The sequence below is a fragment of the Promicromonospora sp. NPDC052451 genome, assembly GCF_044547525.1.
Lineage (GTDB): Bacteria > Actinomycetota > Actinomycetes > Actinomycetales > Cellulomonadaceae > Promicromonospora.
This window is the reverse complement of the sequence record NZ_JBIUAP010000010.1, coordinates 208,232-232,818: the sequence shown is the minus strand read 5'-3', so window position 1 is coordinate 232,818 and position 24,587 is coordinate 208,232. Positions and strand designations below refer to the sequence as shown.

At 72.0% G+C, this 24,587-nt stretch carries 20 protein-coding genes; 11 read left to right on the top strand and 9 right to left on the bottom strand.

All coding sequences use genetic code 11. The features are described from left to right. Window positions 1-577 precede the first annotated feature (577 nt). From glmS to ACIG47_RS18715, 5 genes are all read right to left on the bottom strand, one after another. On the bottom strand, window positions 578-2,401 hold the full coding sequence (glmS, locus tag ACIG47_RS18735; protein WP_397432535.1) for a glutamine--fructose-6-phosphate transaminase (isomerizing): 1,824 nt from the start codon (window positions 2,399-2,401) through the stop codon (window positions 578-580). A 29-nt stretch (window positions 2,402-2,430) separates the two neighbouring features. Next, the gene (locus ACIG47_RS18730; protein WP_397418644.1) at window positions 2,431-2,694 is read right to left on the bottom strand and encodes a hypothetical protein; all 264 of its coding nucleotides are present in this window, start codon (window positions 2,692-2,694) and stop codon (window positions 2,431-2,433) included. A 149-nt stretch (window positions 2,695-2,843) separates the two neighbouring features. Next, window positions 2,844-4,103: a tyrosine--tRNA ligase gene (gene tyrS / locus ACIG47_RS18725; protein WP_397432534.1), complete on the bottom strand. Its 1,260-nt coding sequence runs from the start codon at window positions 4,101-4,103 to the stop codon at window positions 2,844-2,846. Between the two features lie 111 nt (window positions 4,104-4,214). Beyond that, window positions 4,215-4,637 (bottom strand): VOC family protein, encoded by a 423-nt coding sequence (locus ACIG47_RS18720; protein WP_397432533.1) that lies wholly within the window; start codon window positions 4,635-4,637, stop codon window positions 4,215-4,217. 113 nt (window positions 4,638-4,750) lie between these two features. After that, on the bottom strand, window positions 4,751-5,452 hold the full coding sequence (locus ACIG47_RS18715; RefSeq protein WP_397432532.1) for a helix-turn-helix transcriptional regulator: 702 nt from the start codon (window positions 5,450-5,452) through the stop codon (window positions 4,751-4,753). A gap of 149 nt (window positions 5,453-5,601) precedes the next feature. On the opposite strand from ACIG47_RS18715, the gene ACIG47_RS18710 reads away from it, so the two are divergent. The 7 genes from ACIG47_RS18710 to ACIG47_RS18680 are packed head-to-tail and all read left to right on the top strand — an operon-like array spanning window position 5,602 to window position 13,433. Further along, window positions 5,602-6,864 carry an ABC transporter substrate-binding protein gene (locus tag ACIG47_RS18710; RefSeq protein WP_397432530.1) on the top strand — a complete coding sequence of 421 codons (1,263 nt, stop codon included), beginning with the start codon at window positions 5,602-5,604 and terminating at the stop codon, window positions 6,862-6,864. Between the two features lie 26 nt (window positions 6,865-6,890). Further along, window positions 6,891-7,817 carry a carbohydrate ABC transporter permease gene (locus ACIG47_RS18705; protein ID WP_397432528.1) on the top strand — a complete coding sequence of 309 codons (927 nt, stop codon included), beginning with the start codon at window positions 6,891-6,893 and terminating at the stop codon, window positions 7,815-7,817. Then, the gene (locus ACIG47_RS18700) at window positions 7,817-8,686 is read left to right on the top strand and encodes a carbohydrate ABC transporter permease (RefSeq protein ID WP_397432526.1); all 870 of its coding nucleotides are present in this window, start codon (window positions 7,817-7,819) and stop codon (window positions 8,684-8,686) included. The genes ACIG47_RS18705 and ACIG47_RS18700 overlap by 1 nt, the downstream gene beginning before the upstream one ends. Window positions 8,687-8,690: 4 nt before the next feature. Beyond that, entirely contained in the window at window positions 8,691-10,631 is a 1,941-nt protein-coding gene (locus ACIG47_RS18695) for a hypothetical protein (RefSeq protein WP_397432524.1), read from the top strand. Window positions 10,632-10,685: 54 nt separating this feature from the next. Continuing rightward, window positions 10,686-11,519, top strand: a complete 834-nt coding sequence (locus ACIG47_RS18690) for a ribonuclease activity regulator RraA (RefSeq protein WP_397432523.1) — start codon at window positions 10,686-10,688, stop codon at window positions 11,517-11,519. Next, window positions 11,489-12,493, top strand: coding sequence for an aldo/keto reductase (locus ACIG47_RS18685; protein WP_397432522.1), 1,005 nt, complete (start codon window positions 11,489-11,491; stop codon window positions 12,491-12,493). The genes ACIG47_RS18690 and ACIG47_RS18685 overlap by 31 nt, the downstream gene beginning before the upstream one ends. Further along, window positions 12,486-13,433, top strand: a complete 948-nt coding sequence (locus tag ACIG47_RS18680; protein WP_397432521.1) for an amidohydrolase family protein — start codon at window positions 12,486-12,488, stop codon at window positions 13,431-13,433. The genes ACIG47_RS18685 and ACIG47_RS18680 overlap by 8 nt, the downstream gene beginning before the upstream one ends. Window positions 13,434-13,455: 22 nt before the next feature. Here ACIG47_RS18680 and ACIG47_RS18675 read toward each other — a convergent pair whose 3' ends face one another. Both ACIG47_RS18675 and ACIG47_RS18670 read right to left on the bottom strand, forming a co-directional pair. Continuing rightward, a complete protein-coding gene (locus ACIG47_RS18675) occupies window positions 13,456-14,121 on the bottom strand; it encodes a GntR family transcriptional regulator (RefSeq protein WP_397432520.1) in 666 nt (221 codons plus the stop codon). Then, window positions 14,118-14,768, bottom strand: coding sequence for an SGNH/GDSL hydrolase family protein (locus ACIG47_RS18670; RefSeq protein ID WP_397432519.1), 651 nt, complete (start codon window positions 14,766-14,768; stop codon window positions 14,118-14,120). The genes ACIG47_RS18675 and ACIG47_RS18670 overlap by 4 nt, the downstream gene beginning before the upstream one ends. A 165-nt stretch (window positions 14,769-14,933) precedes the next feature. On the opposite strand from ACIG47_RS18670, the gene ACIG47_RS18665 reads away from it, so the two are divergent. Further along, on the top strand, window positions 14,934-18,860 hold the full coding sequence (locus ACIG47_RS18665) for an Ig-like domain-containing protein (protein WP_397432518.1): 3,927 nt from the start codon (window positions 14,934-14,936) through the stop codon (window positions 18,858-18,860). A gap of 63 nt (window positions 18,861-18,923) precedes the next feature. Here ACIG47_RS18665 and ACIG47_RS18660 read toward each other — a convergent pair whose 3' ends face one another. Together ACIG47_RS18660 and ACIG47_RS18655 are read right to left on the bottom strand one after the other, a co-directional pair. After that, window positions 18,924-19,769 (bottom strand): fumarylacetoacetate hydrolase family protein, encoded by an 846-nt coding sequence (locus tag ACIG47_RS18660; protein WP_397432517.1) that lies wholly within the window; start codon window positions 19,767-19,769, stop codon window positions 18,924-18,926. A 36-nt stretch (window positions 19,770-19,805) separates the two neighbouring features. Then, complete coding sequence (locus ACIG47_RS18655; RefSeq protein ID WP_397432516.1) at window positions 19,806-20,612, bottom strand: SDR family NAD(P)-dependent oxidoreductase; 807 nt, start codon at window positions 20,610-20,612, stop codon at window positions 19,806-19,808. Between the two features lie 139 nt (window positions 20,613-20,751). On the opposite strand from ACIG47_RS18655, the gene ACIG47_RS18650 reads away from it, so the two are divergent. The 3 genes from ACIG47_RS18650 to ACIG47_RS18640 all read left to right on the top strand — a co-directional run bounded on the left by ACIG47_RS18650 (window position 20,752) and on the right by ACIG47_RS18640 (window position 24,499). After that, window positions 20,752-22,056 carry an alpha-L-fucosidase gene (locus tag ACIG47_RS18650; RefSeq protein ID WP_397432514.1) on the top strand — a complete coding sequence of 435 codons (1,305 nt, stop codon included), beginning with the start codon at window positions 20,752-20,754 and terminating at the stop codon, window positions 22,054-22,056. 106 nt (window positions 22,057-22,162) lie between these two features. Next, window positions 22,163-23,464 (top strand): MFS transporter, encoded by a 1,302-nt coding sequence (locus tag ACIG47_RS18645; RefSeq protein ID WP_397432513.1) that lies wholly within the window; start codon window positions 22,163-22,165, stop codon window positions 23,462-23,464. 57 nt (window positions 23,465-23,521) lie between these two features. Next, window positions 23,522-24,499 carry a RimK family alpha-L-glutamate ligase gene (locus ACIG47_RS18640; protein WP_397432512.1) on the top strand — a complete coding sequence of 326 codons (978 nt, stop codon included), beginning with the start codon at window positions 23,522-23,524 and terminating at the stop codon, window positions 24,497-24,499. Window positions 24,500-24,587 lie beyond the last annotated feature (88 nt).

The following is a 24,587-nucleotide window of genomic DNA, read 5'->3' as shown; positions in this document are numbered from 1 at the left end:
CCATTATGGCGATGCGACCTGAAACAAGAGAGTCAAATAATTGGCATTGACTATCAAGCACACTGTTGAGTTCTCAAACAACCGACGCACACCGTCAGAGCCACAATCTTCCGACCGTTTCCCTGCCCGGGGCAGTTCCTCTAACCTACCAGGACCTTTCGGACTTTTCCAAATCCCCTCCGGCCGAGACCGTGAGCGAATTATTCGAGCGTCCGAATGAATTCTGGTACCCATTTTCGCGTCCCAGAAGCTGAGCTTCGATGTTCCGCGAGGTAGGGGGCCTCCTCGATCGGAGGCAACCTCTGTAACTTACCCTATCACGTTCCCCGGCGCAAGGACCCTCGTGAGGACCCATGATCGTGGGAGGCGATCTGACAAGCCCCCACCCAGTTCCGGGGCGCACTAGGCTACTACGAGAACTGGGTTGGTTTCCACCCCGGGACCGGCCAGTCGCGCTCGACGCGCTTCCTGTCCGTGCCTCCCTGCCGGGCGAACGACAGGAACAGTACACAGACCTGGGCCCGCACGCCAAATCGGCAGTCACCAGGGAACGGCGGGCCCAGGGCATCAGGCCGGATCACTCCACGGTGACCGACTTCGCGAGGTTCCGCGGCTTGTCGACGTCGTGCCCGAGCGTGAGCGCCGCGTGGTACGCGAGGAGCTGCAGCGGCACGGTCAGGAGCAGGGGGTCGAGCTCCCGCTCGTTCTTCGGCACGTCGATCCGCTCGGCGTGCAGCTCCCCCAGGTCGACGCCCGCGTGCGTCACGACCACGAGGGGGCCACCCCGCGCCGCGATCTCATGGAGGGCGGCCACGTTGCGGTCGGTCAGCTCGTCGTCGGGCACGACGGCGACCGTGGGCACCTCGGGCGAGACCAGGGCCAGCGGGCCGTGCTTGAGCTCCGACATCTGGTAGGCCTCGGCGTGCCGGTAGCTGATCTCCTTGAACTTCTGCGCACCCTCCCGGGCGACCGGATAGCCCCGGACCCGGCCCACGAAGAACAGGCTCTCGGCCGCCGCGAGCGCCTTCGCCGCTCGCGCGACCGTCTCCTCGCCGTCGAGCACCTGCTCGATCTGGGCGGGCAGGGCCTGCAGGCCCGCGACCAGGCGGCGGCCGTCGGCGACGGACAGGTCGCGCACCCGCCCGAGCTGGAGGGCGAGCAGGGCGAAGCCCACGAACATCGTGGTCAGTGCCTTGGTGGACGCGACGGCGATCTCGGGTCCCGCGTGCAGGTAGATCCCGCCGTCGCAGGCCCGCGCGATCGCGGAGCCGACCACGTTGACCAGCCCGATGACCCGGCCGCCCTTGCGCCGGATCTCCTCGACCGCGAGCAGCGTGTCGATGGTCTCGCCCGACTGGCTCACCGCGACGTACAGCGTGTCGGGCTCGATCACGGGGCTGCGGTAGCGGAACTCGCTGGCGGGTTCGGCGTCGGCGGGGATGCGTGCGAGCTCCTCGACGAGCGATGCGCCCATCTGTCCCACGTAGTAGGCGGAGCCGCAGCCGAGGATCTTGACCCGCCGGATCGCGCGCAGCTCGCGTGCGTCCATCTCGAGCCCGCCGAGGTGCGCGGTCGCGAACCGCTCGTCGAGCCGGCCGCGGAGCGCCCGTTCCACGCTGGCCGGCTGCTCCAGCATCTCGGTATACATGCGGGGCCGGCCGTCGACGGTGCCGTGCTCGTAGGCGCTCGGGTCGACGTCGACCTCGCGCGCCGTGGTCTGCGTACGGGTGAGGTCCCGCCGGAAGGTCGTGAAGCCCGATGCCGTGACGGTCGCCAGCTCGCCGTCGGCCAGGTGGGCCACCGTGGTGGTGTGCCGGACCAGGGCTGCCAGGTCGGAGGCGACGAACATCTCCTTGTCCCCGACGCCCACGAGCAGCGGGCTGCCGTTGCGGGCCACCACCACCCGGTCCGGGAAGGCGGCGTGCACCACGGCCAGCCCGTAGGTGCCCTCGACGGCGTCCAGCGCCTCGACGACCTTGCCCTCGAGGGTGTCGGCGTCGGACAGGGCGACGAGATGGGCGAAGACCTCGGTGTCGGTGTCGCTCGCGAGCGGCACCCCCTGGTCGGTGAGCCGGGCGCGCAGCGCGGCGGCGTTGTCGATGATGCCGTTGTGCACCACGGCGACGGCGCCGCTCGCGTCCGTGTGCGGGTGGGCGTTGACGTCGGTGGCGGGGCCGTGCGTGGCCCAGCGGGTGTGGCCGATGCCCACGCGGCCGGGCATCCGCTTGGGCAGGACCTCGGCGAGGTCGCGCACGCGGCCGGCGCGCTTGGCGACGCGGACCTGGGAGCCGACGACGGCGACGCCCGCCGAGTCGTACCCGCGATGCTCGAGCCGGCCGAGGGCCTCGACGAGCAGAGGGGCGGCGTTCTGGCCGCCGACGTAACCGACGATTCCGCACATGGTGGTGCTCCTTCGTGTGGTGCTGGGGATCAGCCGTAGATCATCCGGCGCAGCTGTCGCTCGGTGAGCCGTGGGGCCGCGACGACCCGGTGCTCGAGCTCGGTGGCGATGCGCTCGAAGATCTCCGGGTTGCGCGCCCCGTGGACCTTCAGCTCGGCGTGCCGCCGTCGGACGACCTCCTCCACCGGCGTGGCGTAGTACGCCACGACGTCGCCGATCACGCGCGCCGCCTCGGCGGGGGTGAGCCCGGTGGTCGCCGCCACGTGGGCGACGAGGTCGGAAGACGTCCTCATATCCGAGAGACTGACGCACTCGATCGCGAACAGCAATTTCTTGCCCGATTTCGGGCAAGTATCAGGACATGCCCGGCCGGACATGCGAACGGCGGCCACCCGCTGGTCAGCGGGTGGCCGCCGGCACGCTCGGTGCGGTCAGGCCGGCGTCACTCCGACGTCGCCACCGCCAGGGTCTTCTTGCCCCGGCGCAGCACCGCGTGCCTGCCGTGCAGCAGGTCCTCGGCGGCGAGCGCGGCGTCGTCGGACGTGACCTTCACGTTGTTGACGTACGCACCGCCCTCGGCGATCGCGCGGCGCGCGGCGCCCTTGGACGCGACGAGGCCGGAGCCCACCATGAGATCGGCGACGAGGTCACCCGCCTTGGCGGTGACGCGCGGCAGCTCCGCGACCGCACCGTCGAGCGTCCGGGCGTCGAGCTCGTCGAGCGATCCGCGGCCGAACAGCGCCTGGCTCGCCGCGATGACCGCCTCCGTGGCCCCCGCGCCGTGCACCAGCGTGGTGACGTCGCCCGCGAGCGCCTTCTGCGCCTCGCGCGCGAAGGGCCGCTCGGCCACCTCGCGCTCGAGCTCGGCGATCTCCTCGCGGGAGCGGAACGTGAACACCTTGAGGTAGTTCACGACGTCGGCGTCGGCCTGGTTGAGCCAGAACTGGTAGAAGGCGTAGGGGCTGGTCATCTCCGGGTCGAGCCAGATGGAGCCGCCCTCGGACTTGCCGAACTTGGTGCCGTCGGCCTTGGTGATCAGCGGCGTGGTCAGCGCATGGGCGCTGACGCCCTCCGCCTTGCGGATCAGCTCGACGCCGGCCAGCAGGTTGCCCCACTGGTCGTTGCCGCCCAGCTGCAGCGTGATGCCGTGGCGCCGGTACAGCTCGCGGAAGTCCATGCCCTGCAGCACCTGGTAGCTGAACTCGGTGAAGCTGATGCCCTCGTCCGAGGCGAGCCGCCGGGCCACGATGTCCTTGGACAGCATGGTGCCCAGCCGGAAGTGCTTGCCGATGTCGCGCAGGAACTCGATCGCCGACAGGGGGCCGGTCCAGTCGAGGTTGTTCACCATGCGCGCGGCGTTGTCGCCCTCGAAGGAGAGGTGCGGCTCGATCTGGGCGCGGATGCGCTCCACCCATCCGGCGACGATCTCGGGCGAGTTGAGGGTGCGCTCCCCCGAGTCGCGCGGGTCGCCGATCAGGCCCGTCGCGCCGCCGACCAGCAGGTAGGGCCGGTGGCCGGCGTCCTGCAGGCGGCGGGCGGTGAGGATCTGGACGAGGTTGCCGATGTGCAGCGACGGCGCCGTGGGGTCGAAGCCCACGTAATAGTCCACGGTGCCCTCCGACAGTGCAGAACGCAGCGCGGCCTCGTCGGTGGACTGCGCCACCAGGCCTCGCCATTGCAGCTCGTCGAAGATGTGGGTCACCGTGGATGCTCCTTCTGATGGGGTCGACCGGTCGTTGTCGGTCAGGTGTCGCTCGGCGGGCCTGCCGGCCCGCACGTCATAGTCTGCCCGACGGCGGCGCGGGACTCGCCCTCATTCCGTCCCGGCCTGTCCGACACCGGCCCGCTCACGCGCCTCGGCGCTCACGGGCGTGAACAGGTTCACCAGGGTGCCGTCGGGGTCGCGGACGAGCAGCGACCGGTTGCCCCAGGGCATGGTGGTCGGCGGGGTCACGGTCGGCACCGTGTCGTCGAGGCCGGCGAACAGCGCGTCGACGTCGTCGACGAGGAACTCCACGATGGCCGTCCGGTTGTCCGCCGGGCCAGCGGCGCCGGGGCCGAAGAGCTGGACGGTCCGGGTGCTGCCGATGGCGAGGGTGCCCCTCTCCGTGCGCAGCTCGGCGAACTCGGGGGACGGCCGGTCCGCGGTCGCACCGGTGACCCGCTCGTAGAAGGCCGCCAGGCGGTCGACGTCGTCGGTGATGAGGCGCACGGAGGCGAGGGTCGCAGGGCGCATGGGATGGTCCTCCTGGTCACTGCCACGGTCCGTCCGTGGCTCGTGCCCCCAGCCTCGGCCTGCTCGACGACACCCCGGTGTCGGTGTTTCCGCGGCGAGCGCGGCTCGCCCGGTCAGCCCAGGAGGGTCAGGGTGCGCAGGTCGCCCTCGGGCACCTGGACGTCCTCCGGCCGGACCACCCGCCGCGGCGCGCGCTCGCTGGTCGCCGTGACCCGGTCGACGCGGTCGAGACGGAAGGCCCGGACGCCGTCGCGCAGGCGGCACCAGGCCAGCAGGTACCACGCCGTGGACGAGCCGACGAAGCCGAGCGGCTCGACGTCGCGCGTCGTCGCGGCGCCCGCCCGGTCGGTGTACCGCAGGCGCAGGACCCGGCGTGCGGTGATCGCGTCGGTGAGCACGGCGGGGACGGGCGGCACCTCGGGCGGCGCCCCGAGCAGGTGCACGCGGGCGGCGAGGTCGTGGGCGGCGGTCGCGTCGTCGTCCCGCATGGCCGCGAGGATCTTGCGGAGCGCCGTCGAGCCCGCGGGCGCGAACGGCGTCCCGGCCAGGCCGCCCAGTGCGACGGCGACGGCGACCGCCTCGTCGGGGCTGAAGTTGACCGGCGGGAGGGTCCTGGACCGGTCGAGGCAGTAACCACCGGTACGGCCCGGCTCGGCCCAGACGGGCACCCCGGCCTGCTGCAGCGCGCCGATGTCGCGCTCGACGGTCCGGCGGCTGACCTCGAACCGGTCGGCCAGCCAGGACGCGCTCCGCGGGCGCGGGGCCACGGCCCGCAGCTCCTCGACGATGGCGTACAGGCGGTCGGTCCGGTTCACCCGGCGAGCCTACGCGGGCCCGACGGCGACGTTCTTCCCAATCCAACGATTATCGATTACTCTCCCTGAGACGTCACTCCAGAGTCGTTCGCGCCACGTCGCGCGCCACGCACAGCAGCGTGCCGCGGCATCCCCCGAAAGGATCAACGATGATCAAGCACCGCACCCTCGTGAGCGTGGGCACGCTCACGGTGTCCGCCCTCGCCCTCACCGGCTGTGCCGGTTCCGACGGCGACGCCGCGGCCGGCGGCACCACCGAGCTGAGCCTGCTCGTCAACGTGACCCCCAACCTGACCGAGGAGTTCTGGAACGAGCTCGTCGCCCCGTTCGAGGAGGCGCACCCGGACATCGACGTCGTCGTGCAGAACCCGGGAGCCGAGGGCGTCGCCGCCGCCCTCCCCCGGCTCCTGACCGCCGGTGACGCTCCCGACGTGGTGCAGTCGCTGCCGCCGACGGTCGACCTGGCGCCCGAGCTCGTGGACCTGTCGCAGTACGAGTGGGCCTCCGGCGGGCCGCTGGCCGACCAGTACTCGATCGACGGCAAGTACTACATGGCCGGCATCGGCTTCCAGCTGCAGAGCCTGTGGTTCTACAACAAGACGGCCTTCGAGGAGGCGGGCATCACAGGGACACCCACCACCGTCGAGGAGCTCACCACGGCGCTCGGCAAGCTCAAGGACGCCGGCTGGACCCCGATCCAGACCGGTGGCGACTGGATGACCAGCCACTCGCTGCAGACGCTGGGGCTGCCGACCATCGTGGGTCAGGACCCGGAGTGGTTCGCCCGGATGAGCTCGGGCGAGGTGACGTTCGCCGACACCTACGGCGCGACGGTCGAGACGTACGCCGAGTGGGTGGCGAAGGGCTACGTGCCCAAGGACGCCCTGGGCATCAAGTACCCGGACGCCGAGCAGGCGTTCCTGTCGGGCAAGAGCGCGATCTACCCGATGGGCAGCTGGTTCGCCGGCACCGAGGCCAAGGCCGAGGAGAAGGCCGAGATCGGCGTCTTCGCGGCCCCCGCCGCACAGGGCGTCGGCACGCCGGCGATGGGCGCCAACATCGCCAGCCCCTACTCCATCCTCAAGACCAGCGAGGACCAGGACGCGGCCGCCGAGCTCGTCGAGTTCCTGGTGACCGACCAGACGGCCGTGGCCGACCAGCTCGAGGTGGACGGCAACTTCCGCGACGGCTACGAGTACGACATGGACGAGCTGGGCCAGGAGCTGCAGCAGATCGTGGCCGACACGCCCGCCGAGGCCTACACCCCGACCGGCCAGGGCTACGGCGAGCGCACCCTGCCCGTGGGCTACTCCGACGAGATCAACGCCCAGACCCAGGCCCTGATCGGCGGCACCCCCGCCGCCGACGTCGAGGCGGCCATGGACGACTGGTTCGCCTCGACCATCGGCTGAACCCCGCCAGCAGACAGGTGACCGACATGGCAGACACGCTCACCGTCGTGCCCCGCCCGCGCCGCCGCCCGGCGGCGCGGGTGTGGCGCGACCGCCTCCCCGGGATCGTCATGGGCGGCCCCGCCGTCCTGGTGTTCCTGGCGATGTTCATCGTCCCGATGATCCTCGCGTTCGTGCTGAGCCTGACCGACTGGAACGGCTACAGCCTGAACTTCACGTTCATCGGGCTCGACAACTACGCCGAGGCGTTCCGCAACCCCCGCACGGTCGACGCCGCGATCTTCACCGCGGTCGTGGCGTTCTTCGGCACGGTGCTGTGCAACGGCGTCGGGCTCGCGATCGCGGCCCTCATCTCCGGCTCGGGCCGAGCGAACACGCTGATGCGCACGATCTTCTTCTACCCGTACATCATCAGCGCGCTGATCATCGGGTTCCTGTGGTCGGCCATGCTGGCGCCGGAGGGCGCCGTCAACGGCCTGCTCGGGCACCTCGGTGTGCCGCTCGTCCCGTTCCTCACGGAAGTGGGGTTCGCCAAGGCGAGCGTGATCCTGACGATCGTGTGGTCGCACTTCGGCTTCAACATGATCCTGTTCCTGGCCGGCATCAAGTCGGTGCCACCCGAGTACTACGAGGCCGCCACCGTGGACGGCGCCTCGAGGTGGCAGCAGTTCCGCAACGTGACGCTGCCGCTGATCGCCCCCGTGTTCACCGTGAACCTGGTGCTCACCCTCGTGGGGCTGCTCAAGGTCTACGACATCGTCCTGGCGCTGACCGACGGCGGTCCCGCGGGCTCCACCCAGACGATCGTCTACCAGGTGCTGCGGGACTCGTTCGCGCAGTCCGAGCTCGGGTTCGGCGCCGCACAGTCGGTGATCCTGCTGCTCGCCACGGCCGTGCTCGGTCTCGGTGTGACGTTCGCCCGGCGCGGCGCGGAGAAGAAGGTGACGGACTGATGAGCAGGTACCCGACCCCCCGACGGACGCTGCGTGCACCCGGCGTGGGCACCGTGCTCAAGTGGGCGCTGCTCGGCGCCGGCGCCCTGGTCATGCTGGTGCCGCTGTACATCATGGTGATCAACGCCTTCAAGCCGCAGGAGGCGATCATCGCCTCCCCGCTGGCGATCGGCCCGGACACGTTCAGCCTGGAGTACCTGCAGGCGGCGCTGACCAGCGAGAAGTTCAACGTGGTGCGCGCCTACGGCGTCACGCTGCTGTTCGTGGCGCTGGTCAACGTGTTCGGCATCGCGCTGGCCGCGCCCGTGGCGTACGTGATCGCACGTGGTCGCTCGAAGTGGCACCTGGGGCTGCTGCTCCTGTTCGTGTCCGGGCTGTTCATCCCGGGCCAGGTGACGCTCATCCCCGTCGTGTTCGTGCTGCGGGTGCTGGGGCTGATCAACACGATCCCCGGCTTCGTCCTCTTCGAGACGGCGGCCACGCTGCCGGTCACGATCTTCCTGTTCGCCGCGTACCTGCGCACCGTGCCGCGGGACATCGACGAGGCCGCCGCGCTGGACGGCGCGGGCAAGATCCGGGCGTTCTGGGCCTGCATCTTCCCGATCATGCGGCCCGTGGTGGCCACCATCGTGGTGCTGAACTCGATCAGCGTCTGGAACGACTTCGTCAGCCCGCAGATCATCCTCGGCCCCAGCTCCGGCATCTACACCGTGACCACGGGCGTGTACGCGGCCGTCGGCGAGTTCTCGACGGACTACACGACCGTCTTCCCCACGCTGCTGCTCGCGGTGACGCCCGCGATCGTGTTCTTCGTCGTCATGCAGCGGCACATCATCGGCGGCCTGGTCGCCGGGGCGACGAAGGGCTGAGGCGATGCGGATCCCTACCACCCCCCTGCACGAGGTCCCCGCCTGGGCCGTGCTCGAACGCCGCCTGTTCGACGCGACCGAGGAGGCCTGGCGGCTGTTCGCCGAGCGGTACTGCGGGCCCGACGGCCGCATCCTGCACGCGGGCGGGTTCGAGCACCGCGACGGCGTGGACGACCTCTACGAGCCGTTCTTCAACTGGCCCGCCTTCTACGCCCTGGGCGGCAGCGACGCCGTGCTGGACGCCGCCAAGCACCACTTCGAGGGCGTGACGGCGCAGCTCACCGAGGCCGGCATGCTGAGCGGCGAGTACGAGAACGGGTACGACTGGTTCCACCAGGGCGAGTCGCTGCTGTTCTTCTACGGCCTGTGCGCCGCCGACCCGGGCGACGAGCGGTTCGCCGAGCGCGCCCGGCGCTTCGCCGAGCTCTACACCGACCCGGCGCACGGCAACTACGACCCGGCACGCAACATCATCACGGCGCCGCACAACGGGGCCCGCGGCCCGCTGCCCGGGCTGGGCCCCGAGTGGCTCACCTACCCGGCCTCGCTCGACTACATGGCGGCCTACGGCCTCCCGCTGCACGGCTTGCCGGGCATCACGCGCTGGTCCGACCTGGAGGACCCCGCCAAGGCCCAGCTCATGGGCGACGAGATGCAGCGCCGCGCCGCCGGCGACACCGCGGTCAACCTGGCGGCCACGTCCCTGGTGACCAACCGCTGGCTGTACGACGGCGACGCCGCCTCGGCCGCGTGGGTGGCCCGGTACGTCGACGGCTGGCGGTCACGAGCCGAGGCCGCCGGTGGTCTCATGCCGGACAACGTGGCGCCCGACGGCGCCGTCGGCGGGTTGCACGACGGCGCCTGGTACGGCGGCCACTACGGCTGGACCTGGCCCCACGGCCTGCACTCGGTGGGCATGAGCACGCTGATCGGCGCGCTCAACGCGTCGTTCCTCACGGGCGGCGCCGGGCCGCGCGACGACGGACCCCTCGACCTGGTGCGCACGATGCTCGACACGGTGCTGGACCGGGCGGTCACCGCGCCCGTCACGCAGACGCCCTTCAGCCTGCGCGGGAGCTGGCTCGAACGGCTCGGCCCGCACGCCGCCGAGCCAGCCCTCCTGGTGCCCTACCGGTACGGCGCCGAGGGCTGGTTCGACTTCGGGCCGCTGCAGGCCGACCTGCCCGCCTGGCTGTGGTGGTGGACCCGCGACCCCGCCGACCGCGAGCGCCTGGACCGCGTGCTGGACGGCACCCCGGGATCGCGCGAGGTGCGGCCGTTCCGCGACAAGGTCGAGGCGGGGCACGAGGGCCCGTGGCTCACGTTCCTCGACGGCACGTTCCCGGAGTACCCGGAGCGGGCGCTGTCGATGGCGCTGGGGCAGCTCGCCCGCCGGGTCGCGGTGATGGAGGCCGAGCCCGTGGACCCCGCGACGGTGCACCTGCACTTCTGGCAGCGGGTCAACCCCGTGGTCACCGAGGTGCTCGGGCAGCTCGTCACGGGCACGCCGCAGACGCTCTACAACGGTGGCCTGCCGTTCGCGGCGGTCGCCTACACCGACGCCGACCGGGGCCGCCCCGGTCTGCCGCCCGACGTCGCCGCCCTGGTCACACGGCTGGACGGCGACCCGCAGGAGGGGCGCGTCGAGCTGTCCCTCGTCAACCTGTCGGCGACCCGCACGCGGCGGGTGCGCGTGCGGCCCGGCCGGTTCGGGGAGCAGCGCCTGACCGGCGTCGTGACCCGGGGCGAGGCGGGCGGCGTCTACCCGGGGCCGTCGACGGCGTCCGCCGGGCGGCCCGGCAGCCCCACGTCGGTGACCGTCCCGCTGGATGCCGCCGACCTGCTGGTCGAGCTGCCGCCGTCGCACCGCGCGGACCTCGTGCTGCTCACCGGGCCCGCCCTGACCCCGCCGCACCATGCCGTGGCGGGCAGCCCCCGGTCCTGAGCCGCCGTTCACACCCACCCCAGCACCCCACCCGTTCCGAGAAGGAGCCTCACCATGACCGAAGCCCTCACGCGTCCCGGCGCGGCCGGCCTGCCGGCGGACGATCCCGCCGCCGGACTCGTCCGCCCGGACGTCACGCTGCCCGTGCGGGGCGGCGCGTTCGAGCGGGCCGACGCCGGCACCGTCGCCCGGCTCGGCGACGTCTCCGCCGCCACCGCCTGCGCCAAGCTGCACGGGCTGGGCATCCGCCGGTCGTTCGTCGAGGGCCCGCGCCCCCTCTCGCCCGGGTACCGGGTGGTCGGCTCAGCCCTCACTCTGCAGTTCATGCCGCAGCGCGAGGACCTGGCCGCGGGCGACGAGCAGGAGTACGTCGAGCGGCACACCGCCCTGTGGCACGTCCTGGAGACGGTGCGGCCCGGCGACGTGCTCGTGGTCCAGGCGTTCGGCAGCCGGTTCTCCGGCTGCGTGGGCGACATCCTGGCCCGCTACTTCCAGCGCAAGGGCGGCGCGGGCATGGTCGTCGACGGCCGCATCCGTGACTCGGGCAAGATCCGCGACCTCGGGCTGCCGGTGTGGTCCACGGGCGTCACGCCGCACTACGCCTCCCAGTCGGAGCTCTTCCCCTGGGCCTTCGACGTGCCCGTCGCCGTGGGCGGCGTGCTGTGCATGCCCGGCGACCTCGTGGTCGCCGACGACGACGGCCCCGTCATCGTGCCGCGCGCGATGGCCGACCAGGTGATCGAGTCCGCCCGGGACCACGAGGAGTGGGAGGTGTTCAGCCGGCAGCGGCTCGACGAGGGTGCCCGGCTGAGCGACTACTACCCCCTGACCCCCGACACCCGAGGGGAGTTCGAGGCATGGCGTTCCGCGCAGAGCTCCGGCCGCTGAGCCCCGCCCCGGCGGCGCGACCCGACGTCGCGACCGCGTACGGGCTGGGCTGCGCGCCCATCGGCAACCTGTTCACGCCCGTGGCGGCGACCGCCGCCGAGGCGACCGTCGGCCGTGCCCTGGAGCGTGGGGTGCGGTTCTTCGACACCGCACCCCACTACGGCGAGGGCATCAGCGAGCAGCGGCTCGGCGCCGCCCTGGCGGGCGTCGACCGCGACACCGTGGTGATCGCCACCAAGGTGGGGCGCACGATCGTGGACGCCGCGGGCGACCCCGTCCCGGTGGGCGCCACCGGCACGAGCACCGTCGGCGACCTCAGCCGCGACGGCGTGCTGCGGTCGCTGGAGGGCAGCCTCGCCCGCCTGCGCACCGACCGCGTGGACCTGCTCTACCTGCACGACCCCGCCGACGTCGACGCCGCGCTGCGGGGCGCCCTGCCCGCGCTCCTGGAGCTGCGCGACCAGGGCGTGGTACGGGCCGTGGGCGTCGGCATGGGGCGCACCGTGCCGGTCGCCCGCCTGGTGCGGGAGGCCGGGGCCGCCCTCGACGTGGTCATGCCCGCGGGCCGGCTCACCCTGCTGGACCGCACCGCCGAGGACGACCTGCTCCCCGCCGCGCGCGCCCGGGGCGTGGGCGTGATCGGGGCGGGCGTGTACAACTCCGGGGTGCTCGCCGACCCGGTGGGTGCCCCGTACTTCGACTACCGCCCCGCGACCCCTGACCAGGTGGACCGTGCTCTGCGCATGGCGGCGGCCTGCGCCGCCGCGGGCGTCGCGCTGCCGACCGCCGCCGTGCGGTACCCGCTGCGCGTCGCGGGCGTGGAGGCCGTGGTGGTGGGGGCGCGGACGCCGGCCGAGGTCGACGCCTTCGCCGACGCCGCCGACGCGGAGATCCCCGAGAGTCTCTGGGCCGCGCTCGACCACGTCGCGAGGGCGTCGGCGGCCGCGGGGATCGCACCGGGGCCGCATGACTGAGGTCGTCGGGCCGGGCCGCGCGGACGGGACGGACGGCGCGGGAGGGGCGGACCGTGCGACCGGTGCGGCGGCCGGGGGCGGGATCGTGGACGCGCACGTGCACCTCTGGGACACGAGCGCGATGCGGATCTCCTGGTTCGCCCAGGACCTGGGGCTGCCGCACCGGGTCGCCCCGGACGACCTGGCCTCCGCCGTCGCGGCGGCTCCCCGGCCCGTGCGGGCCGCCGTCGCCGTCCAGGCCGCGGACACCGCGCGCGAGGCCCGCTGGCTCACCGCCCAGGCGGCGGCGCACGGACCGCTGCCCGGTCCGGTCGTGCTGCAGTACGACGCCCGGCCCGGCGACCGGTCCGCCTGGGCCGGCATGGCACAGCCGCTGCTCGACGAGGGCGTGCCCGTCGCGGGCATCCGCCTCGCCGTCCCCGGCGGCGCCACGGACCTGTCCGACGTCGCCGGCCTCGATGCCCTGTGCGCGGGGCTGGCCGCGACGGGCCGCGTCCTGGAGACGCTCGTACGCCCCGCACAGCTGCCCGCCGTCGCTGCGCTGGCCGGCCGCCACCCGGCGCTCGACGTCGTCGTCTGCCACCTCGGCCTCGGGGCGGCCGCCCCGGACCGCGCGTGGCACGAGGCGCTCGCGGCGCTCGCCGCACGCCCGCGCGTGCACGGCAAGGTCTCCGGCCTCCACACGAGGGGACCGGACGACGCCGGCCGGGTCGCGGCGATCGGCCGCGCCGCCGTGGACCTGCTGGGCGCCGAGCGCCTGATGTTCGGCAGCGACTGGCCCATGTCCGCGCGGGTGGCGCCCTACGCCGAGGTGCTGGAGCGCACCGCCCGGGCGCTGCCCCGGCTCGACGACGCCGCCGCGGCGGCCCTGTGGTCGGGCACCGCGGCTCGTCTCTACCGCATCGACGAACCCGCGGCGAGCAGGTGCCAGGTGGGCTGAACCGTGTCCGGCGCGGCGCCGCTCAGGCCTGCTCGTCGTCCAGCAGCGTGCCTGCCGCGTGGGCCTCGAAGAGCGCCGAGGCGGCATCGGCGTCGCTGCCGTCGAGCACGTCCAGCAGGCTGCGGTGCCAGTCGGCCACCTCGTGCCAGTCGCCGGTGAACTCGGGGTCACCGAGCAGGTGCATGGAACGCAGGCTCGGCTCGATGATGTCCCACATGCGCGGCAGGTAGGTGTTGCCGCTCGCCTCGATGACCGCGCGGTGGAACCCGAAGTCGAGCTCGCGGAACGCGGGCAGGTCCTGGGCGTCGACCGTGTCGTGCATGGCGGCAATGACCTGCTCCAGGCTCGACCGGGTCTCCGGCGTGAGGCGCCCGCAGGCGAGCCGGCCCGCGAGCGCCTCCAGCGCCACGCGGGCCTCCTTGGCCTGCTGCGCCTCCTCGTCGGAGTGCTTGGTCACGAAGTTGCCCTGGTGGCGCACGTGCGTGACCAGGCCTTCGTGGGCGAGCCGCTTGAGCGCGTCCCGTACCGGGGCCTGGCTCACCCGCAGCCGGCGGGCGAGCTGGGACTCGACGAGCTGCTCGCCCGGGGCGAGCTGCGACGACTTGATCATCGACTTGACGAGGTCGTAGATCTGGTCGGACAGCAGCCCGCGTTCGAGACCCGGGATACCGCTCAGCGCATCAGTCATCCTCGCAGCCTAGCCCCATTATCGACAATCGTTTGTGCACCGGACCGGTAGGCCGCGAGCCAGGCGTCCGCGATCGCGCGCGAGGCCTCGGGCGCCGGGTGCACGCCGTCGGGCGCGAGGGCGGCCGCTCCCCCGGCGTGCGTCGCAGCAGCAGCCGTGAGCAGGCCGTGCAGCGGGACGAGCGCGGCACCCCGCTCGGCCGCGAGGCGGGTGACGACCGCACGCTTGCCGGCGAGGTCGTCGAGCCAGCCGTGCTGCTCCTCGCGGACAGGCAGCAGGAACGGTTCCACGAGCACGAGGCGCGGGCTGCCGGGCACCCGGTCCAGGAGCCGGCGATAGGTGGTCTCGAAGGCCTCCGCGCTCGTGGGGTCGGCACTGTCGAAGCGGCGCCACATGTCGTTGACCCCGACGTACAGGGTGAGCACGTCGGGGGCGGTCGGTGCGACGTCCCGCTCCCACCGGGCCTCCAGGTCCACGGCACGGTCGCCGCCGATGCCGCGGTTGATCACCTGGGCCGCGGGCAGGTCACGGGCGACGAGGCTGACGTAGCCGTCGCCGAGCGACGTGTCGTCGCCCCGGTCGCGGCCGGCGTCGGTGATCGAGTCCCCGACGAAGACGAGGCGTTCGGCGCTGTCGGTGCTGGTCATATGGCTCTCCTTCGAGGTGTCGGACGGGTCCGACGGTAGCGGTGCACGCCAACTCCGCACCATTGTCAGCGATTATCGATTAATGTAGCATCGCTCCCGCTGCCAGTCGTGGGTCGATGCCGACCCGCAGTCATGACCATCACCGAAGAGGTCGGAGCACTCGCAATGAAGCGACATCTGTCAGCCCTGCTCGCCGCCGCCGTCGCCACGTGCGTCGTCGGCGCGACGGCCACCAGCGCGGCCGCCACGGCGGCCCCGCGGACCGGGGCACAGCACACGTCCGTCACCACGCCCGCGGCGAGCGCCGCGGGCGCCACCCTCGACGCCGGGCCGGCCAACCGGCCCGGGAAGCCGGGCAAGCCCGGCAAGGGCCCGCACGCCCCTGGCGCGCAGGGCACGATCTACCTCGCCCCGGACGGCGACGACGCCGCCGCCGGGACCGAGGCCGCCCCGCTCGCCACGCTGGAGGCCGCCCGCGACGCCATCAGGGCGCTCCGCACGGCCGGCAACCTCCCGGACGACGGCGTGACCGTCTACCTCCGGGAGGGCACGTACGAGCGGTCGGCGTCGTTCACGCTCGGCGCCGAGGACTCGGGAACCGCCGACGCACCGATCACCTACCGCTCCTACCCGGGCGAGACCGCCACGATCTCCGGCGGCACGGAGCTCCCGTACGACGGCTTCTCCCCCGTCACCGACCAGGCCGTGCTGGACCGGGTCATCGAGACGTCGGCGCGCGACGACATCCTCCAGATCGACCTGGGCGAGCTCGGGATCGACGACTACGGCCAGCTCAGCCGGCACGGGTACTGGAAGGCCAACGACGTCAGCACCACCCCGCCCATGGAGCTGTACGTGGACGGCGAGGACATGACGCTCGCCCGCTGGCCCAACGCCGGCGCGGTGCAGGACACCGTGCAGATGAACAAGATCATCGACCCGGGCCCCACCAAGGACGACGCCGACCTGCAGGACCGCGGCGGCACGTTCAGCTACTCCTACGACCGGCCGCAGCACTGGGGCCAGGCCGACGACATCTGGCTGGACGGCATCTTCGGCCAGAGCTGGGAGTGGTCGTACAACAAGATCGAGTCGATCGACACCGACGCGCGCACCATCACGCTGCGCTACGGCGAGATGTCGGGCCTGATGAAGACCTGGTACCCCGACTTCCACTTCGCGCAGAACCTGCTGGAGGAGCTCGACGCCCCCGGCGAGTACTTCATCGACCGGGCCACGGGCGTGCTGTACCTGGTGCCCAACGCGTCGTTCCTGGCGGAGCGGGGCGCGCCCGTGGTCACCACGCTCGACGAGCCGATGATCCGCACGGACGGCACCTCGTACGTCACGTTCGACGACCTGGTGCTCGACTACGGGCGGGCCAACGCAGCCGTCATCCTCGGCGGCAGCCACGTGACGATCTCGAACAGCGACATCCAGAACTTCACCGACGGCGGTGTGCTGTTCAACTCCCCCGGCCGGTACACCTACGACGGCATCCCCGTGAACCGGGGCGGCACCGACCACGCGGTGGTGTCCAGCGACATCCGCCACGTGGGCGGCGTCGGCGTGGTGCTGCAGGGCGGGAACAAGACCACCCTGGCGCCCGGCAACAACCGGGTCGAGGACTCCCACATCCACGACTTCGCCTACTACCACAAGGCCTACAACCCGGGCGTCATGTTCGACGGCGTGGGCAACGTGGCGCGCGGGAACGAGATCAACGACGCCCCGCACCCGGGCATCATCGTGCACGGCAACGACCACCTGTTCGAGCAGAACGAGGTCTACGACGTCTGCAAGACGTTCCAGGACCTCGGCGCGATCTACATGAACTCGGGCGAGACGCCGCAGCAGCGCGGCCACGTGTTCCGGCAGAACTACTTCCACGACGTGGGCCTCACGAAGCACGGCGTGGAGGGGATCTACGCGGACAACTTCACGTGGGACCTGAACATCGAGCAGAACGTGTTCGTGAACATGGGCAACGACGCGATCAAGTCCGGCTCGGCCGACTACATCGACGCCGTGAACAACGTGTTCGTGGACACCACCGTGCCGTACGACAACTACACGCAGTGGATGGGCGACGGCGAGGGCAACACCGTCGACCGCGTGTACATGCCCAAGTGGGAGAAGGTGTTCGCCGACAACAACGACTTCGTCGGCACGCCGTACCTGACCAGGTACCCCGAGCTGGGGCACTTCTTCGAGGACAACCACTACTACCCGAACAAGAGCTCGTTCGGCCGGAACGTGATCTGGAACCCGAACCGCACGCGCAACCCCGACGTCAACGCCGAGGGCGCGCTCGACACCAACAACCTGCTCAACTACGGCGACAACTGGGTGACCGACACCGACCCCGGGTTCGTGGACGCGGCGGGCGGTGACTACTCCTTCCGGCCCGACGCCGCCGTGTTCGACCAGATCCCCGGCTTCGAGGCCATCCCGTTCGACGAGATCGGCACCGACGGGCACGTGGGCCACTCCCAGACGCCGGACGAGGTGGCGCTGGAGTCGCTGGCACTGCCCGCCGATCAGCTCACGGTCACCCTGGGCGACGAGCTCTCGGTGGCGGCGCAGGCCGTGCCGTGGAACGCGACCAACCAGGCCGTCACCTACACCTCCAGCGACCCGGAGGTCGCGACGGTGAGCGCGTCCGGCGTGCTCACCGCGATCGGGCCGGGCGAGCTGGTCGTGACCGTCGAGTCGACGGCCGACCCGGGCATCCGCGACGAGATGACGGTCACCGTGGCGGCCGGCGACGGCGTGCTGCACTCGACCGACTTCGAGTCGGGCGCGAACGGCTGGCCCACCGACGCCAACCGCGCGATCGTCGACGACGGCACGGGCGACCACGTCCTGCGCATCAAGAACGGCGCCAACACCCAGCTCGACCGGCAGTTCTCGCAGTACGCGCTGGACTTCACCGTCACGACGCCGGCCGAGGTGCCCGAGGGCGGGCAGATGCTCGTCTACGACCGCACCGGTGCGACGCCGGGCGGGTACGTCCGGTACCGGCACGCGGCGGCCGGGTCCACGTGGACGATCTTCGACGCGGCGTGGGGCACGGTCAAGCAGGTGACCCTGCCCGCGGGCGAGGGGCTGGCGCCGGGCACCCAGTACGACGTGCGCGTGGTCGTCACGGCGGACGGCGTCCGGGTGCTGCTCGACGGCGAGGAGGTCGTGTCGGGGGCCAACCCGGCGCCGTCCGCGGCCGGCAAGGTGGGCTTCTACGTCCAGGGCTTCACGGCGCTGGACTTCGACGACGTCACGTTCTCGCTGGTGGGGGTGGATCCCACGAGCGTGACGCTCGCGCCGTCGGCCGCCACGATCGAGCCGGGCGAGACGTGGGAGCCGGGCGTCACGTTCACCCCGGCGGACGCGACCCGCACCGGCCTGGAGTGGGCCTCCAGCGACACCGCGGTCGCCACCGTCGACGCCGGCGGGACCGTCCGCGGCGTCGCGGCCGGAACCGCCACCATCACGGCCACCTCGACGGCGGTGCCCGGGCTGTCGGCGTCGTCCACGGTGACGGTGCAGGCGGCCGACCACCCGGTGACCGACCTGGGGGCCGAGATCCTCGACGCGGCGGCGTGGGCGCCGTCCGGCGGGGTGACCGTCGCGGACGGCGCGGCGCACCTGGCACCCCGCAGCGCCTCCGGGTTCGCCCCGACGACGTTCGGCGACGAGCTGCTTCGCTTCGACTCGTCGTTCGGCGACTTCAACGGCGGCTGGTTCGGGTTCTCGGTCCGCTCGAAGGCCGCGGGCCTCCCGGTGTGGACCAACAGCAACTCGGGCTACCTCGTGGTCATCAAGGAGGACGTCATCGAGATGCAGCGCTGGAAGCCCGACGTCTTCATGATCGACGTGTTCCCCAACACGGTGATCGAGCCGAACTCGACGCACGAGATCACGTTCGGCACCGTGGCCGTCGAGGGCGGCACCCGCGTGGTGCTGCGGGTGGACGGCGAGCCGGTGTGGAGCTACCTCGACGACACCCCGGACAACCCGCTGGCGGCGCCGGGCTACTTCACGGTCTACCGCCAGGGCCCGGCGGGCGAGATGAGCATCTCCCCGGCGAGCTGATCCCCCGCACGTGTCAGACGCTCAGGTCACCGGAGTGACCTGAGCGTCTGACACGTCGTCGTCCTAGGAGGTGAAGGTGTGGGTCTGCCGGCCCAGGTTCTCGATCTCCAGGGTGACCTCGTCGCCGTCGGCGAGGTACGGGAAGCGGCCCGACAGGGCCACGCCCTCGGGCGTGCCCGTGCAGATCAGGTCGCCCGGCTCCAGGGCCATGTACTGCGACAGGTGGTGCACGATCGCGGCGACGTCGAAGATCATGTCCGCCGTCGACGAGTCCTGCCGCGGCTCCCCGTTGACGAAGGAGCGCAGGCGCAGGCCGCCCGGGTCCACCTCGTCGGCGGGCACCAGCGCCGGGCCCGTCGGCAGGAAGCCGGGCCCGCACTTGCCCTTGGACCACTGGCCGAGCGAGTCGTCGAGCTGCCACGCGCGCTCGCTGACGTCGTCCACCACGGTGTACCCGGCGATGTGCTCGAGCGCCGCCTCGGGCGACGCCAGGTAGCTCGCGCGCCGGCCGATCACGACCGCCAGCTCGACCTCCCAGTCCACCTTCTCGGCCCCGGGTGGCAGCGGCACGGCGTCGTCCGGTCCGGCCACCGTGTTGGGGTGCTTGAAGAAGATGATCGGCAGGCGCGGCGGCTCGGCACCGGACTCGCGTGCGTGCGCCGCATAGTTCTGCCCGATGCAGACGACGGCGGCCGGGCGCGCGATCGGCGCCCCGCGGCGCAGCGCGTCCGCGCCGTCGAGCACGGGCAGCTCCCCCGCCGCCAGGGCGGCCCGGGTGCGGGCCACGCCGTCGGCGGCGAGGAACGCGCCGTCGACGTCGGCGGTCAGGGGGCGCAGGTCGTAGGTGGCGCCGTCGGAGGTGACGGCGGGGATCTCCTGGCCGAGGGGGCCCAGGCGGAGCAGGTGCATCGTGTCCTCGTTCTCGGTACGGGTGGGCAGGTGGGGTCAGGACTGCTCGGGCGGGCGCACGCGCAGCTCGTGCATGCCGCCGTCGACCGCGAGCGCCGTGCCCGTGGTGGCGGTGGCGAGCGGGCTGGCGAGGTAGCAGACGGCGTGCGCGACGGCCTCGGGGCTGACCAGCCGGCCCGTGGGCTGGCGGGCCTCCAGGGCGGCGCGCTCGGCGGCCGGGTCGGCGGCGGCGTCGAGCAGCCGGCCCACCCAGGGCGTGTCGACGGTACCGGGGTTGACGCAGGTCACGCGGATGCCCTCGCGCACGTGGTCGGCGGCCATCGCGAGCGTGAGCGCCTGGACGGCGCCCTTGCTGGCGGAGTAGAGGGCGCGCTGCGGCAGGCCCGTCCACGAGGCGATCGACGCCGTGTTGACCACCGCGGCGTGCGCGGACTCGCGCAGGTACGGCAGGGCGGCGCGGGTGACGCGCACGATGCCGAGCACGTTAACGTCGAGTACGCGCAGCCACTCGGCGTCGTCGTTGTCGGCGACGGTGCCCTGGGCGCCGATGCCGGCGTTGTTGACGACGACGTCGATGCCGCCCAGACGCTGGGCAGCGGCCTCGACCGCGCGGCGGACGGCGGCGTCGTCGGTCACGTCGGCGATCTCGCCGGACGCGCCCGCGGGCACGCCGTCGGACGAGCGGTCGATCGCGACGACCTGGGCGCCGCGTGCCAGCAGAGCGGTCACGACGGAGGCGCCGATGCCGGACGCCCCTCCCGTGACGATGGCGCGGACGCCGTCGAACTCAAGGGGTGTGGTCACGGGAACTCCTTCTGGAAAACGGCTACGTTGACGATTCATCCAATCTATAGCACCGATCCGGGTCGGATCGTAGGGTTCGATCACCTTCTGGACCCGATAGGCTCGACCCACCCGGAGCGATACGTCATACCTCTGCCCCTGGCTCCGGGACACACGCTCGACGAGGAGTGATCCGCACATGTCCCAGCCGCTGCCCCACCCGGACCGGACCTGGTTCACGGAGGCCAGGTTCGGCCTGTTCGTGCACTTCGGGCTCTACTCCACCGCCGCCCGGCACGAATGGGTGATGAGCAACGAACGCCGGACCACCGAGGAGTACGAGCGGTACGCGGAGGTGTTCGACCCCGACCTGTTCGACGCCCGCGCGATCGCGCGGGCCGCCAAGGACGCCGGCATGCGGTACGTGGTGCTGACCACCAAGCACCACGACGGCTTCGCCCTGTGGGACTCCGCCGTCAGCGACTACTCCGTCGCGCGCACGCGCGGGCGCGACCTGGTCGCGGAGCTGGCCGAGGCGGTCCGGGCCGAGGGGCTGCGCCTGGGCCTGTACCACTCGCTCATCGACTGGCACCACCCGGACTTCACGGTCGACTACCTGCACCCGCGCCGGGACGACCCGGACGCCCACTCCCTCAACGCGGGGCGCGACATGGCGCGCTACCGCACCTACCTGCACGCCCAGGTGCGCGAGCTGCTCAGCGGGTACGGCGCCGTCGACTACGTGTTCTTCGACTACACCTACGCGCACGACCGGGACGGCTGGCGCGGCAAGCACCCCGAGGACTGGGACGCGGAGGGGCTGCTCGCCCTGGTCCGCGAGCTGCAGCCGCAGGCCGTGGTCAACGACCGCCTCGGCATCCCGGGCGACCTGGTCACCCCGGAGCAGTACCAGCCGGACGGGCCCATGCGGGACGACGACGGCGCGCTGCTGACGTGGGAGGCGTGCCAGACGCTGAACGGCAGCTGGGGCTACGACCGGGACAACACCCGGTTCAAGGACCCGGACCTGCTGGTGCGCATGCTGGTGGACACCGTGGCCAAGGGCGGCAACCTGCTGCTGAACATCGGCCCGGACGGGCGCGGGGCCATCCCGGCGCGCGACACCACCACGCTCGCGGCGCTCGGCGCGTGGACCCGGCTGCACGGGCGGGCGGTGCACGGGGCGGGGCCCGCCGACCCCGCCCTGGTCGAGGCACTGGCGCCGGGCCTGCCGCCCGGCGTGGTGCTCACGCAGCGCGCCGACCGGCTGTACCTGCATCTGTTCGCGTGGCCGTTCGCGCACGTGCACCTGCGCGGGCTCGCCGACCGGGTGCGGTACGCGCAGCTCCTGCACGACGGTTCGGAGCTGCGGGCCACCCGCACCGACCCCGGCCAGAAGGCGTGGAACACGACGCCCGGCGGGCAGCCGCCGGGCACCCTGACGCTGCACCTGCCGACGGCGCGGCCCGACGTCGCCGTACCGGTGGTCGAGCTGTTCCTCTGAGCCGGTCGCCGGCCGGTCCGATGAGTTCCGGCCGGCGCCGTCGTCGAACGGGCATGGACACGAAAAAAGCCCTGCGCCCCGCCGGACCGTCAGGGAGGATCGGAGCATGAGCGCCACGGACATGCCCCACTGGAAGCGGAACGTCGGGCTGTTCCTCACCGGTCAGACCATCTCGTTGCTCGGTTCGATGCTGGTCCAGTTCGCCGTCATGTGGCACCTGACCATCGAGACCCGGTCGGGTTCGGTGCTCATGCTGAGCATCGTGTTCGGCATGCTGCCGCAGGCGTTCATGTCGATCTTCGGCGGCGTCTGGGCCGACCGGCACTCCCGCAAGCTCCTGATCATCGGCGCGGACACCACCATCGCCGTGGTCACGCTGGGCCTGGCCCTGCTCATGCTCAGCGGCGTGAACGACCTGTGGGTCATCTACGTGGCGCTGGCCGTGCGCTCGGTGTTCGCGGGCATCCAGACGCCCGCGGTGAGCGCGATGATCCCCCAGATCGTGCCGGCCGACCAGCTCATGCGGGTCAACGGGATGTTCCAGTCGATCCAGTCGGGCATGATGCTGCTCGCCCCGGCCCTGGCCGCCGCGATCTACGCGTCCTTCGACATCGTCGCGGTGTTCTTCGTGGACGCGGCCACCGCGCTCATCGGCGTCGGGCTGCTCGCCCTGGTCACCGTGCCGCGCCTGGTCCGGGCCGACGGCGCGGACGGACCGGTCAGCTACTTCGGCGACCTCGCGGCCGGCGTCCGCTACATCGGCGCGAACGCCCCCGTGAAGTGGCTGGTCGCGCTGTTCGCGCTGGTCATGTTCCTGGTCGGTGCGCCGAGCTACCTCACGCCGCTGATGGTCACCCGCACGTTCGGCGACGAGGTGTGGAAGCTGACCGCCAACGAGCTGTTCTGGGGCGGAGGCATGCTGCTGGGCGGCATCATCATGGCGACCGTCGGACCCCGGATCACCCGCCGGGTGCGGCTGATGGTCGGCTCGGTGATCCTCACGGGCGTGCTGGTCGCCGGCCTGGGCCTGTCCACCAACATGTGGGTGTTCTTCGCGCTCGGCCTGCTGATCGGCATCATGTTCGCCGCGCTGAACACACCGGCGTTCACGATCATCCAGGAGCGCGTGGAGCCGGAGATGCAGGGGCGGGTGTTCGGCTTCGTGGGGATCGTGATCACGGTCGCCATGCCGCTCTCGATGGTCGTGTTCGGTCCGCTGGCCGACCAGTTCTCCGTGGAGTCGCTGCTCGTCCTGGCCGGCGTGCTGCTGGTCGTGGTGCTGGGCGCGATCCTCGCGGTGCCGGCGGCGCGCCGGTCGCTCGCCGAGATCGACCGGGCGCCCGAGCCCGCCGGGGACGAGGGCCGGGCAGCGGCCGCTGTGCCCCAGGACACAGCGGACCTGCACTGATGCCGTGACAGGATGGACGGGTCCTCTGACCGTCACCCGACCGTGCGGAAGGTTCCTGTGAGCGCTCCGAAGATCTATGCCCTGCACGAGAACCCCGAGTGGTTCCCGCCGTTCGCCGAGGCCTTCGCGGCCGAGGGCGTCGAGTACGAGGAGTGGGTGCTGACCGACGGTGTCCTGGACCTGGACGAGGCGCCGCCGGAGGGCGTCTTCTGGTCGCGCATCTCCGCCAGCAGCCACACGCGCGATCACGGCCTGACCAAGGACTACTCGCGTGCCGTGCTGTCCTGGCTGGAGGCGTACGGCCGCCGCACGGTCAACGGCCGCCGGGTGCTGGAGCTCGAGATGAGCAAGGTGGACCAGCTCACGGCGCTGCGGGCCGCGGGGATCGACACGCCGCGCACGGTGGCCGCCGTCGGGCGGGACCAGGTGCTCAAGGCCGCACAGGGCTTCCCCACGCCGTTCGTCACCAAGCACAACCAGGGCGGCAAGGGCCTGGGCGTGCGCAAGTTCGACTCGTTCGAGGACCTCGCTGAGCACCTCGCGTCCGACGACTACGAGGAGCCCGTGGACGGCATCACGCTGATCCAGGAGTACGTGGTGGCGGCGGACGGCGGCATCACCCGGGTGGAGCTCGTCGGCGGTGAGCTGGTCTACGCCGTCCGCGGCGACACCGAGCGCGGCGGGTTCCAGCTCTGCCCGGCCGACGCGTGCGCCGTCGACCCGGTCACGGGCCGGCCCATCCCGCCGGTCGGCGCCACCGTCTCGATGGCGCCCGACGACGAGTGGGGCCTGTTCTCCGAGCGCGAGGGCTACGACGACCCGGTCGTGGAGCGGTACCTCGCCTTCATGGAGCGGCACGGCATCGAGGTGGCCGGCATCGAGAACATCCGCACGGCCGACGGCCGGGTGCTGACGTACGACGTGAACACCAACACGAACTACAACAGCGACGTCGAGCGGGGCACGGCGAAGTCGGGCCCGCGCGAGATCGTCCGCCACCTGGCCCGGGTGCTCAAGGAGACGTACCCGGCCTGACGGCGCGGGCGCGACCGACGGTGCGCTTCCACCCAGTCATTGCGCCCCGAAAGCAGCGTGTTCTCGGGCGCAATGACTGGGTAGAAGC